Here is a 12364-nt window from a genome sequence, read left to right as displayed (position 1 = left end):
GGCGTCGCGGGTCACACGGACATCAGTGGTGCGCCCCGGTCGGTGGGCGGGTCGGCGTCGGTGTACGGCCGCGCGCCGGCGGTGAATGCGCGGGCGTCGGGACCCTCGCGCACCGACGCGGGGACCGCGTCGACGAGAAGTCCCCGCACCAGCGACGGCGAGGCGGGCAGGGGATCGTCCGAGGCGGCGACGACGACGTTGCCGTAGCGGCGACCTTTGAGCATCGCTGGGTCGGCGACGAGGAGCGTGTGACGGAAACAGGCTGCGACGGTGGCGATCTGACGCCGCGCGTACGCGAGATCCCGGGTGTCGGCGACATTCATCACCACGAGCCCGCCGGGTCGCAGCACGCGGCGGATCGCGTCGAAGAACTCGACCGTCGTCAGATGTGCGGGTGTCCGCGCGCCGGCGAACACGTCGACCACGACGAGGTCGCGACTGTCCGGGGTGAGCCCCTCGGTCACCGTGCGGGCGTCCCCGACGCGCAGTCGCACGACCGGTGCGCGGGGGATGTCGAAGCGTGTGCGCACCAGGTCGGCGAGCGCGGCGTCGACCTCGACCGCCACGTGCCGGGAGGCCGGTGCCACCGCCGCGAGGTACCGGGGGAGTGCGCACCCGGCCGCACCGAGGTGCAGCACCCGCAGCGGCCCGCCGAGGTCGAATCGGTCGGCGACCACCGCCGCGATCCACCGCATGTACTCGAAGTCGAGACGGGTGGGGTCGGCGGCGAGATGGGAACTCTGCACGCCGTTCACCTCGAGCAGCCAGCCCTGGCCGTCGGGATCGGTCGTGATGACCGCGGTCCCGGAGTCGATCGCGACGGTGCCGGCGATGTCGTCGGGTGCGGCGGCGCCCGCCGCCGGACGACGCCCGGATCGCTGTCGGGCCACACGACGACACTGCCACGGCCTGCGCGACGACGTGCGGGGCCGTGCCTGGCAGGGTGGTCTCCCGTGACCCGACGACACACCGCGCGCGCCGTCGGCATCGCGCTCGGGGTCCTCGCCGACCGCGTCGTCGGGGACCCACGACGGTTCCACCCGGTCGCCGGTATGGGCACGGTCGCCGCGGCGCTCGAGCGACGCGTCTGGTCCGACAGCCGCGTGGTCGGTGCGGTCTACACCGGGACGTTGGTGGGTGGGGTCGCGGGCCTGACCGCGGTCGCGGACCGAGGTGGCCCGCGCACGACCGTCCTGACCACCGCGGCGGCGACGTGGGCGTCGCTCGGCGGCACCACGCTGACCCGGGTGGTCGAGGACCTCGGCACCCTCGTCGGCGCCGACGACCTCGACGCGGCACGCGACCTGGTCCCCAGCCTGTGCGGGCGCGACCCGCGGTCGCTCGACGCCGACGGGATGGTCCGGGCCGCGGTGGAGTCCCTCGCGGAGAACACCTCCGACGCGACTGTGGGCCCGCTGGTCTGGGCGGCGATCGCCGGCGCGCCGGGGGCGCTCGGGTACCGCATGGCGAACACGCTCGACGCGATGGTCGGGTACCGCTCCGAGCGACACGGCCGGTTCGGCTGGGCGTCCGCCCGCCTCGACGACCTCGCCAACCTGGTGCCGGCCCGCGTGACCGGACTGGCCGTCGTCGCTCTCGGCGCGGACCGTCGGGGTGCGGTCGCCGCGTGGCGGCGCGACGCCGGACGACACCCCAGCCCGAACGCCGGCGTCGTCGAGGCGGCGTTCGCCGGCGCGTTGGGCACGGGACTCGGTGGCCTGACCGTCTACCCGCACGGCATCGAGGACCGGCCCCGCCTCGGCGACGGGCCGCCGCCGACCGTGGACGACCTGCGTCGCGCGGTCGAGTTGTCGCGTCGGGTGCAGACGGTGGTCGCGGTGGCGGCGTGTGGGGCCGCGCTGCTCGTCAGTCGCCGTAGCGGTCGGTGAGCTTCTCCCGTGCCGAGGCCGACGTCTCCTCACGGCGCGGCCCGAAGCCGATGCCGCTGCGGACCCGGCTGCTGCCCAGGCCCGACGACGACGCCGAGACGAGGTCCTCGCGTCGGCGTCGGGCGCGTGCCGCGACACCCTCGGTGCGCGGCGGCGGGGCGGCTCCGGCCTCGGCGCTGTCGGTCGTCGCCGCAGCCGCCGCGGCACGGCGGTGTCGGACCTCGGCGACGATGAAGTAGCCGAGACCGAGAGGCGCCATCACGCCGAACGCGATCCACTGCAGTCCGTACGACAGGTAGGGCCCCGAGTCGAGCTGGGGGATGGGCAACTCGCCGAGGCTGCCCGGCTGATCGGGGGACAGCTGCAGGTAGGCGGGCATGGTGTCCAGGCCGACGGTGCGCCCGAGAACGGCGGGGTCGATCGTGTAGACCTGCAGCGCGCCGTCCTCGACGCGCGGTCCGCGGCCCGGCGACGTGCCCTCGCCGACGCGGAGTCGCGCGGAGACGGTGGCCGGACCGTCCGGTGCCGAGGGCACCGACGGCAACGCCGTGCCGTCGACCGGGCGGACATAGCCGCGGTTGACGACGAAGACGCGCCCGTCGTCGAGGCGGAACGGGGTGAGCACCTCGTAGGCGGGTGCGTCCGACACCGACCGCAACCGGACGACGGCCTGATCGGCGGGGAGGTAGCGCCCGGTGACGGTCACCTCGCGCCATTCGGAGTCCGTCGGCAGCGGGCCGCGCCCGGGCCAGACGGAGTCGATCGGGACGGCACTCTTCGACACCGCACTCTTGATGAGCGAGTTCTGGTGCTCGGTCCGCGAGTTCTTGCCCAGCTGCCACGGTGCGAGGACGTAGAAGCAGGCCGCCGCGAACGCCACCACCACCACGGCGAGTGCCACCCACCCCGGGCGGGCGAACGTGCGCAGGATCCGCATGTCACAACGGTACTAGGGGGTCGGGGCGTGGGTCTCGAGCCGTGACGACGCCGACACATCGGTGACGACGCATGGGTCGGATACGCTCACCGACGACGGCCCGTCGCGAGGCGGCGGGCGACCGCTGAAGACGATCGGCGGCCGTCGCCCCACCGGTCCGTGCACCCTCCCCGTCGACGGGACGGTCCGCGTCACCTGCCGCCCACACCGGAGCCCGTCTCCGACGAACGGAGCCATCGTGCGCGATTTCACCTGCCGCAACTGCGGTCAGCAGCTGTCCTTCGAGAACACCCTCTGCCTGAAGTGCCACCATGCGCTCGGGTTCCACCTGCCGACCCGGATCATCCACGTGCTCGGCGACGACGGCAGCGGTGAGGTCGACGGCACGCCCGTCCAGCGGTGCGCCAACAACGTCGTCGCGAAGTGCAACTGGGTCGTCGACGAGACCGCCCCCAACGGCCTCTGCGAGTCGTGCCGGCTGACGCGCACCCGCCCCGCCGACGACGACACCACCGCGCTGAGCGAGTTCGCCGACGCCGAGGCGGCCAAGCGTCGCGTCATCCTCGAGCTCGACGAGCTGGGCCTGCCCATCCGCGGACGCGACGACGACCCGCAGACCGGTCTGGCGTTCGACCTGTTGTCCAGCGAGGCGCAGAACGTCATCACCGGCCACGCCGACGGCGTGATCACCCTCGACCTCGCCGAGGGCGACGACGTGCACCGCGAGCAGCTGCGTGTGTCGATGGACGAGCCGTACCGCACCCTGATCGGCCACTTCCGTCACGAGATCGGGCACTACTACCAGATGGTGCTGGTCGGTGACGGTGAGCACCGACCTCGCTTCGAGGAGCTGTTCGGCAACCCCGACGACGACTACCAGGCCGCGCTCGACCGGCACTACAACGAGGGTCCGCCGGAGGACTGGCACGACGACTACGTCTCGTCCTACGCGACGATGCACCCGGCGGAGGACTGGGCCGAGACGTTCGCCCACTACCTGCACATCCGCGACACCCTCGACACCGCGGCCGCGTTCGCGATGGCGCCGTCCGGGGCGACCCTCGAGTCGGACCTGCCCGGCGAGGTCGGCTTCGAGAAGATCATCGAGCTGTGGCTGCCGCTGTCGTGGTCGTTGAACCAGATCAACCGCTCGATGGGCCACCAGGACCTCTACCCGTTCGTGCTACCACCGAAGGTGCTGGAGAAGATGTCGTTCCTGCACCAGCTCATCGCCCCGGGTTTCGACGGCGTCTGACCTCCTCGCGGATCCAGTCGACGATCCCGGGCGTCGCGGCCTCCACCTGTTCGCGCACGAGCACGAAGTCGTCCGCGTCGCCGTAGTAGGGGTCGGCGACGTCGAGGTCGTCGTGGGCGTCGGGATCGAACTCCCGCAGCAGCCGGGTGCGGTCACCGTCGCCGCGCCGTGCCAGCGCCCGGCGGTGACCGGAGTCGAGTGCGACGAACAGGTCGGCGTCGTCGTGCTCGGGACCCAGCACCGCGGCGGTGTGTGTGTCGTCGTAGCCGGCTCGCCGCAGTTCCGCGCGGGCGCGGTCGTCGGCGGGCTCACCGACGTGCCAGGCACCGGTGCCCGCGCTGTCGATGCGCACGGCGTCGGCGAGACCGGCGCGGTCGAGCGCGGCGGCGACGATGATCTCGGCCATGGGCGAGCGGCAGATGTTGCCGCTGCAGACGAAGGTGACGTGCACGGGGTCGGTCATGCCGTGACCTCCCGGTCGGCGTGCAGTCCCAGCACGGTGCGCAGCTCGTCGACGGTGCGGACCGACCACGCCGCGTCGTCGACCTCACCGGGCAGCGAGTAGCCCCACTCGACGAACACGGCCGGGATGCCGAACTCGCCGGCCCCGTGCACGTCGTGTGATCGGTCGCCGACGATCACGACGTCGGCGACCTCCTCGTCCGTGTCGATGCCGAGCGCGGCCAGGGCGTGGGCCACGACGTCGCTCTTGCTCCGGCGGGTGCCGTCGTCGCTGGCCCCGGCGATGACGTCGAAGTGGTCGGCGAGACCGAAGTGGTCGAGGATGCGACGCGCCGTCGTCTCGTTCTTCGACGTCGACACCGCCATCCGTCGGCCGGAGGCGCGCAGATCGCGCACCAGGCTCGCCATGCCGGGGAACACGGCGTTCTCGCGCCACCCCACGGTGGTGTACCGCTCGCGATAGGCCGCCATCGCGGCGTCGACGGCGGCGTCGTCGAGCCCGAGCGTGCGGAAGGTGTCGACCATCGGCGGTCCCGCGATGCCCTCGACGACGGCGGCGTCGGGGTCGGGCGCGCCGATCTCGGACAGGGCGTGGCGGAAGCTGGCGGCGATGCCGTCGAACGAGTCGGTGATCGTGCCGTCGAGGTCGAACAGCACGGTGGTGGACGGGGCGGCCGGGTCGGCGGGTGCGGGCACCGATCCATTGTCCCCGTAGGCTGGTCGGTCGTGTGGCCCGGAGTGACGCGCGTCGGTGAACCCGGGCACCCGTGCGCCACGCCACCGGCCGATCTGCTGTCCCACCACGGCGATCGTGACGTGGCACCGGGGATGCTCGACTTCGCGGTGAACGTCCGCGGCACCACCCCCGAGTGGTTGCGAGAGAAGCTCCGCGCCCGCGTCGACGACCTCTCCACCTACCCGTCGCCCGACGACGAGGACGCGGCCGTCGGGGCGATCGCCGCCGCACACGGTCGTGACGACGCCGAGATCGCTGTCCTGTCCGGTGCCGCAGAGGGTTTCGCACTCGCCGCCGGGCTGCGTCCCCGCCACGCCGTCGTGATCGCCCCGTCGTTCACCGAGCCCGAACGCGTGCTCCGCGCGGCCGGGGTGCCCGTCACCCGCGTCGTGCTGCCGCCGCCGTGGCGTGTGACCGACGCCGTCGTCCCCGACGACGCCGACCTGGTGGTCGTCGGCAACCCCACCAACCCGACATCGGTGCTGCACCCGGCCGGTGCACTCCTCGCGCTGTGCCGACCCGGCCGGGTCGTCCTCGTCGACGAGGCGTTCGCCGACGTCACCCTGGCGGAGGTCGGCGGCGACCTCGTCGACGAGCCGCAGTCGGTCGCCGGGCGCCGCCTGCCGGGACTGGTCGTGCTGCGGTCGGTGACGAAGACCTTCGCCGTACCCGGCCTGCGCGCGGGCTACCTCGTCGGTGACGCCGACGTGGTCGCGCGGATGGTCGTCGCACGGCCGCACTGGCCGGTCGGGACGCTGCAGCTGGCGGCGGTCACCGCAGCGCTCGGCCCGATCGGCCGCGACCACGCGCGCGCGCAGGCCCGTCAGGTCCGCGCGGAACGGGACACCATGTGCCGCATGCTCGTCGACGCAGGGGTGACCGTGTGCGGTGATCCGCAGGCGTCGTTCGTGCTCGTGCACGACGCCGACGCCCTCGCCCGTCGCGGGCGACTCGCCGACGCGGGTGTCGCGGTCCGGCGTTGCGACACGTTCCCCGGCCTCGGCGCCGACCACCTGCGCCTGGCGGTGCGCGGCCGCGACGACGTCGCCACGCTGCTCCGGGCCTGGTCCGCGAGCTGATCAAGCGCACATCACGAACGACGGACGACACCACAGAAGGGCGGACCCCATGGCCGCGGTCGGAGATCTCGTCGAGTTGATCGATGAGCACTACCCACCCCACCTCGCCGAGAGCTGGGACAGCGTCGGGCTGGTCTGCGGTGACCCGCTCGACACCGTGACCGCCGTGCTCGTCTGCGTCGACGTCACCGACGCCGTCGTCGACCACGCGATCGCGCACGGCGTCGAGCTGATCGTCGCCCACCACCCCCTGCTGCTCCGCGGGGTCGACACCGTCGGCGCGCACACCCCCAAGGGACGCATCGTCCACCGCCTCGTGCGGGCGGGATGTGCACTGGTCACGGCGCACACCAACGCCGACATCGCCCGTCCCGGCGTCTCCGACGCGCTCGCCGACGCGCTGGGCGTGCTCGACACCCGTCCGCTGCAGCCGACCACCGCACCCGCCCTCGACAAGTGGGTGGTGTTCGTCCCCGTCGGGGACACCGACGCCGTGGCCGACGCGATGTTCCGCGCGGGCGCCGGGGCGATCGGGGACTACAGTCGCTGCCGCTGGCAGGTGACGGGCAGCGGTCAGTTCCTCCCCGGCGACGCCGCCACGCCGCACATCGGCACCCGGGGCGAGATCGAGACGGTCGTCGAGGACCGGCTCGAGATGGTCGCGCCGCGTTCGCGTCGTGACGCCGTCCTCGCCGCTCTCCGCGACGCGCACCCCTACGAGGAGCCGGCGTTCGACGTGCTCGTGCAGGCGGCGCTCGCCGAGGACCGCGGGTTGGGCCGGGTGGGGCGTCTCGCCGAACCGACGACGCTGTCGGCGTTCGCCGATCACGTCGCATCGGCACTGCACCTCGCGCCGTGGGGCGTGCGTGTGGCCGGGGATCCGGACGCCGAGGTCGCGACCGTCGCCGTGTGCGGCGGGGCGGGGGATTCGCTCCTCGACGCGGCCACCGCCTCGGGCGCCCACGTGTTCGTCACCGCGGACCTGCGCCACCACCCCGCCGACGAACACCTGCGCACCGGAGGGCCCGCACTCGTCGACGCGGGTCACTGGGCCACCGAGTTCCCGTGGTGCGCACAGGTCGCCGGCGTCGTCTCGGCCTGGGACCCCTCGCTCGTCGTGGACGTCTTCGAGGCCCCGACCGACCCGTTCACCGTGCACGCCGCCGGTGACGGCGGGTCCGGCGAGTAGGGTCGCGAGTCTGCCGTGACGCCGAACCCCGAGAGGACCCCAGCTGTCGATGAGGGCTGATCCCGCCGCCCAGCGCCTGCTCCTGGAGTTGGCCGACGCCGACGCCGAGGTGGCCCGCGCCGCGCACCGTCGTACCACCGCACCGGAGGTCGCCGCCGTCGACCAGTTGGTCGAGTCACTCCGCGTCCATCGCGACGCGGCCGTCGCCGCACAGATCGCGGCCGAGGACCAGGAGCGGGAGGTGCGCCGGCTGGAGAACGAGATCGCCGTGCTGACCACCCGCGAGCAGAAGGACACCGCGCTGCGTGACGGTGGGACCCTGCAGGGCAAGGCGCTCGTCGAGATCGGGCACGAGTTGGCCGGGCTGTCCCGTCGCCGGGGCATCCTCGAGGAGGAGCTGCTCGAGGTGATGGAACGCCAGGAGGCCACCGCCGCCGAGGAGCTGCGCTGCGGAGCGCTCGTCACGCACACCGAGGTCGAGCTGGCGCAGGCACGGGAGAAGGCCGACGCCGCCGTCGGCGACATCGACGTCCAGGCGGCGTCGGCGGCGCGGCACCGCGACGAGATCCGCGCGCGTGTCGATCCCGCGCTGCTCGCGATCTACGACCAGCAGGTGGCGCGCGGGCGGGTGGGCGCCGGCCTGCTGCGGCAGGCGCGGTGCGGCGCGTGCCGCATGGAGATCGACCGTGGCACCCTCGCCCGCTACGGCAAGGCCGATGCCGACGAGGTCCTCCGATGCGAGGAGTGCGGTGCGGTGATCGTCCGCACGCACGAGTCCGGGGTCTGAGCGTGCGGGTCATCGTCGAGGCCGACGGGGGATCGCGGGGCAACCCCGGCGTCGCCGGGTACGGCGCGGTGGTGTGGGACGCCGACCACGAGTCGGTGCTCGCCGAGCGCAAGGAGTACATCGGCCGGGCCACCAACAACGTCGCCGAATATCGCGGCCTCATCGCCGGATTGGGTGCCGCGAGGGACCTCGACGCCGACGAGGTCTGGGTGCGGATGGACTCCAAGCTCGTCGTCGAACAGATGTCGGGTCGGTGGAAGGTCAAGCACCCGGACATGATCCCGCTCGCCGAGCAGGCCCGGGATCTCGTCGTCGAGTTCTCGCGCGTCGACTTCGCCTGGATCCCCCGGGCGAAGAACTCCCACGCGGACCGGCTCGCCAACGAGGCCATGGACGCCCAGACCGAGGGGCAGGTGGCGACCACGCCCGAGCGGTCGGCGCCGATCGAGAAGGCAAGCGACTCAGCTGCTCCCGCGACGACCACAGCGAAGCCCGCAGGGACGGGACCCGGGTGGACCGGGGCCACCGGCACGCCGACACGCCTCCTGCTGGTGCGTCACGGCCAGACCGCACTGTCGGTGGACCGTCGCTACAGCGGCCGCGGGAACCCCGAGCTCACCGCACTCGGTGTGCAGCAGGCCGATCGGGTCGCCCACCGCATCGCGTCGAAGGGCGGTATCGCCGCCATCGTGTCGAGCCCGCTGTCCCGTGCGCGGGCGACGGCCGACGCGATCGCCCGCCGTGTCGGACTGCCGGTGCACGAGGTGGAGGGCTTCACCGAGACCGACTTCGGTGAGTGGGAGGGCCTGACCTTCACCGAGGCGTCGCAGCGGGACCCGGACCTGCACCGCGCGTGGATGTCCGACGTCACCGTCGCCCCGCCCGGCGGCGAGAGCTTCGAGGCCGTCACCGAGCGTGTGCGCGAGGCGACCCGGGAGGTCGTCTCGCAGTACGGTCCCGGCAACGTCGTGGTGGTCAGCCATGTCACGCCGATCAAAACCGTTCTGCGCCATGCCCTCGACGTCGGCCCGTCGATCCTCTTCAAGCTGCACCTGGACCTTGCGTCCCTGTCGATGGCCGAGTTCTACGCCGACGGCGGGACTTCGGTGCGGCTGGTCAACGACACGAACCACCTGTCCTGACGGTCTCCATGACCTCTCAGGTGGCCCGGACGGTCGCGGACAGGAAATCGAGGACGTCGCGGATCACCTGCGGGAACAGGGGATCGTTGTAGGGGTCGAAGTGCCCTCCGGTGTACTCGCGCACCGTCGAGCGAGGAATCTTCGCGGCCGCGGCACGGGCGGCCGCGGCCGGCGCGATGTCGTCGCCGTCGGCGACCTGGATCAGCACCGGGCACGCGATGCGGGCAACGGTCCTGATGGGTGAGTAACGGCCGATGTGCAGGAGGATCCGGGCCGCGACCGTCTCGGGGACGGTGCCACGGACGAAACCGGACTGGCGGGCCATCTCCTCGAACGCCTGCTCCGCACCGGGCGCGGTCATCACCGCTGTGGTGCCCGGCGCGCCGATCGAGTGCACATAGCGCGGGGGCGCACCGCGCAGGGCTCGGACGACGTCGACGACGGTGGCAGGTGCGAGCCGGAGCGCGGAGCGCAGACCGGTCGCCCGCACGGCGGCCGGTCCGCTCAGATGAGGCACCTGGGCGACCACCGCGGCGAACGGCTGACCCTCGGCGGCGAGGGTGAGGACGTGCCCGCCGGCGAACGAGGTGCCCCAGCCGACGACCCGGTCGGGGTCGGCCTCGGGCAGGGACCGGGCAAAGGAGATCGCTGCCCGCCAGTCGGCGAGTTGGGAGGGGATGTCCAGGAGCTGTCGCGGTTCGCCGTCGCTGTCGCCGAAGTACCGGTAGTCGAACAGCACGACCGCGTAGCCGGCAGCGGCGAACTCGCGGGCGTACCTCGGGAGGCTGAGTGTCCGCGGGGACCCGAACCCGTGCGCCATGACGATCACGGGGACCCGGCCGCCTCCGTCCCCGACGGCCGGGATGTGCACGTCGGCGGTGCACCGAACCCCCGACGACAGGAAGTCACGCGTGTCGACGGTCACTTCTCCGCTCACGGCAGCCTCTCTCTTGAATGCTCGACAAGAAACTAGCCCACTTCTTGTCAAGCGGTCAAGATACGATCGGGACATGCCACGGAACCGCCGCGCCCGCGACCGGGACGAGAAGCGTGGTGAGATCGTCGCCGCAGCCCGGGAACTGTTCATCGCAGAGGGGTACGCGGACGTGTCCGTGGCGCGGATCGCGCGACGGGCCGACGTGACCTCCACGACGGTCTACTGGTACTTCACCGACAAGGACGAGCTGCTGGTCGCGGTTCTCGACGAGCTGCTGGAATCGGCACTGGCCGAGATCGGATCGCTGGACGACTCGTCCATCGAGCACCTCTTCCTGCTGGCGGCCACCCGGTTGACGGAGCTGGGATCCCTCGTCGACGCCGTCCACACGCGGCGTCTGTCCTCGCCGGCCGTCGACGAATGGCACGACAACTTCCACGGGTTGGCCGAGACGGTGACGCGGGCGGCGCTGCCGTCGACGATGGACGCCGATCGCGTCGACGCGCTGTGTCGCATGATGACCTTCGTCATCGAGGGCATCGTCACCCATCGGCCGCCGGACGCTGCTGTCCGTGAGATGGCGAGCACCCTCGCCGCGATGGTCGGCGACAGCTGACAGGCGGTCAGCCCGGCCGTCTCCACTGCGTCACGAGGAGCGCCACCTCGACGTCGAGGCGGTGGGACGGCAGTGGTGCGCCCAGTGCACGCTCCGCCGCCGCGACGCGGTACTTGATGGTGTTCGGATGCAGGTGCAGCGCGGCTGCTGTCGCCTTGTGACTACCGTTGCGCCGCAGGAACTCTCGCAGGGTGACACGGAGTCGCTCTGCCTGCTCGCTGGGTCGGGCGAGGTCGCCCAGGACGCGGGCCACCCAGTCGTCGACGGCGGTCGGTTCGCGCGTGAGCTGTGCGGCGATCGCCACCCCGGGCGCGGTGTAGTCGACTGTCCCCGCACCGTCCCCGCCGGCGAGCGACGCGATCCGACGCGCCTCGGTCGCCTCCCGATGCGACCGGCGGAACCCGGCCAGACCCGCGTGCGCCGCGCCCAGCGCCAGGCGGATGCCCGGGGTCGCCGGTGGGCCGGGCACCGGACCGGCGCCGTCGTGCGGACCGCGATGGTCGCCTGCGACCGGGAACCAGGCCCAGACGGTGCGGTCGTCGACGGGGACGACCAGCGCGGCCGCCGTTGCTCCGCTGCGCTCCGCGTGGGAACGGACCTCCCGGGTCAGGTTGTGCGCCTCGCGGACCGCGGTGTCGGTGATCCAGGCGATGACCGCGCGGTGGGTTCGGTCGAGGCCGTAGTCGAGTGTCGCCGACGCGGTCGTCGGGTCGATGTCGTCAGGGCCGGTCAGGATCTGCCGGATGTGGTGTGCGCGTTGAGCGTCGCGGTGCGACAGCCAGCGCTCGCGCTCCTCCTGGTACTCGCGGACCACGGTCTCGGACACCCAGTCGATGTACGACGATCCGACCTGGTGGATCCGGTGGAACACGGGCAGTCGAAGGGCGGGATCGACGTCGAGGAGGGCCATCCGCCCGTAGACGCGGTCCATGAACGTGTTGTAGCCGAGGCGATAGGCGCGCACCAGGGCGGTGACCGGCGCGGCCGTCCTCGCCAGGTGGCGGGCGTAGTCGATCGCGGCGGTCGGCGCCTGCAGCTGCGCCGTGGACACCCCGTCGTGGACGACCTGCAGGAAGGTGGTGACGTTCCCCTCCACGCTCGCCCCGAGGAGCTCGAGCAGTTGCGGGTCGCCCCGCAGCTCGGAGATCTCGTGTTCGAGGACGTCGCGGATCAGTCGTGCCTCGCCGGTGATGTCGCGGGCCAGATCGGCGTGCACCTGGTCGACGACGAACGCGGCCGCGCCGTCGAGATCGTCGGCGGGCACAACGTCGTCGGTCACGCCGCTGACGGTAGCGGTTGATCATCGCCCGCGGTGCTGATCGAGATCTGCAGTTC

At 72.5% G+C, this 12364-nt stretch carries 13 protein-coding genes; 7 read left to right on the top strand and 6 right to left on the bottom strand.

Annotated features, from left to right (window positions below):
• Positions 1-11: 11 nt before the first annotated feature.
• Positions 12-890 carry a spermidine synthase gene (locus LX12_RS19180; RefSeq protein WP_253656192.1) on the bottom strand — a complete coding sequence of 293 codons (879 nt, stop codon included), beginning with the start codon at positions 888-890 and terminating at the stop codon, positions 12-14.
• 63 nt (positions 891-953) lie between these two features.
• Between LX12_RS19180 and LX12_RS19175 the strand changes: the two genes are divergently transcribed.
• Complete coding sequence (locus LX12_RS19175) at positions 954-1889, top strand: cobalamin biosynthesis protein (protein WP_253656191.1); 936 nt, start codon at positions 954-956, stop codon at positions 1887-1889.
• Here the strand turns inward: LX12_RS19175 and LX12_RS19170 are convergent.
• A complete protein-coding gene (locus LX12_RS19170; protein ID WP_253656190.1) occupies positions 1867-2826 on the bottom strand; it encodes an SURF1 family cytochrome oxidase biogenesis protein in 960 nt (319 codons plus the stop codon). The two genes, LX12_RS19175 and LX12_RS19170, sit on opposite strands and share 23 nt — an antisense overlap.
• 238 nt (positions 2827-3064) lie before the next feature.
• Between LX12_RS19170 and LX12_RS19165 the strand changes: the two genes are divergently transcribed.
• On the top strand, positions 3065-4081 hold the full coding sequence (locus LX12_RS19165) for a zinc-binding metallopeptidase family protein (RefSeq protein ID WP_253656189.1): 1017 nt from the start codon (positions 3065-3067) through the stop codon (positions 4079-4081).
• On the opposite strand, the gene LX12_RS19160 is transcribed toward LX12_RS19165, so the two are convergent.
• Complete coding sequence (locus LX12_RS19160; protein ID WP_253656188.1) at positions 4053-4544, bottom strand: low molecular weight protein-tyrosine-phosphatase; 492 nt, start codon at positions 4542-4544, stop codon at positions 4053-4055. The two genes, LX12_RS19165 and LX12_RS19160, sit on opposite strands and share 29 nt — an antisense overlap.
• The gene (locus LX12_RS19155) at positions 4541-5239 is read right to left on the bottom strand and encodes an HAD hydrolase-like protein (RefSeq protein WP_253656187.1); all 699 of its coding nucleotides are present in this window, start codon (positions 5237-5239) and stop codon (positions 4541-4543) included. Before LX12_RS19155 ends, LX12_RS19160 begins: the two co-directional genes overlap by 4 nt.
• 120 nt (positions 5240-5359) lie before the next feature.
• On the opposite strand from LX12_RS19155, the gene cobC reads away from it, so the two are divergent.
• From cobC to LX12_RS19135, 4 genes are read left to right on the top strand one after another with little or no spacing between them, the layout of a single operon-like run.
• On the top strand, positions 5360-6358 hold the full coding sequence (gene cobC, locus LX12_RS19150) for an Rv2231c family histidinol phosphate aminotransferase CobC (RefSeq protein WP_253656186.1): 999 nt from the start codon (positions 5360-5362) through the stop codon (positions 6356-6358).
• 49 nt (positions 6359-6407) lie between these two features.
• The gene (locus LX12_RS19145; RefSeq protein WP_253656185.1) at positions 6408-7547 is read left to right on the top strand and encodes a Nif3-like dinuclear metal center hexameric protein; all 1140 of its coding nucleotides are present in this window, start codon (positions 6408-6410) and stop codon (positions 7545-7547) included.
• 49 nt (positions 7548-7596) lie between these two features.
• Positions 7597-8334 (top strand): zinc ribbon domain-containing protein, encoded by a 738-nt coding sequence (locus LX12_RS19140; protein WP_253656184.1) that lies wholly within the window; start codon positions 7597-7599, stop codon positions 8332-8334.
• The gene (locus LX12_RS19135; protein WP_253656183.1) at positions 8283-9476 is read left to right on the top strand and encodes a bifunctional RNase H/acid phosphatase; all 1194 of its coding nucleotides are present in this window, start codon (positions 8283-8285) and stop codon (positions 9474-9476) included. The genes LX12_RS19140 and LX12_RS19135 overlap by 52 nt, the downstream gene beginning before the upstream one ends.
• Positions 9477-9492: 16 nt before the next feature.
• On the opposite strand, the gene LX12_RS19130 is transcribed toward LX12_RS19135, so the two are convergent.
• Positions 9493-10413, bottom strand: coding sequence for an alpha/beta hydrolase (locus LX12_RS19130; protein ID WP_253656182.1), 921 nt, complete (start codon positions 10411-10413; stop codon positions 9493-9495).
• A gap of 73 nt (positions 10414-10486) precedes the next feature.
• Between LX12_RS19130 and LX12_RS19125 the strand changes: the two genes are divergently transcribed.
• Entirely contained in the window at positions 10487-11029 is a 543-nt protein-coding gene (locus LX12_RS19125; RefSeq protein ID WP_253656181.1) for a TetR/AcrR family transcriptional regulator, read from the top strand.
• Between the two features lie 7 nt (positions 11030-11036).
• On the opposite strand, the gene LX12_RS19120 is transcribed toward LX12_RS19125, so the two are convergent.
• Positions 11037-12308 carry a PucR family transcriptional regulator gene (locus LX12_RS19120; RefSeq protein WP_253656180.1) on the bottom strand — a complete coding sequence of 424 codons (1272 nt, stop codon included), beginning with the start codon at positions 12306-12308 and terminating at the stop codon, positions 11037-11039.
• Positions 12309-12364 lie beyond the last annotated feature (56 nt).

Origin of the sequence: Williamsia serinedens (assembly GCF_024171725.1) — a bacterium.
Taxonomy (GTDB): domain Bacteria; phylum Actinomycetota; class Actinomycetes; order Mycobacteriales; family Mycobacteriaceae; genus Williamsia_A; species Williamsia_A serinedens.
The sequence above is the reverse complement of the archived record's forward strand: the minus strand, read 5'-3'. Positions and strand labels throughout refer to the sequence as shown.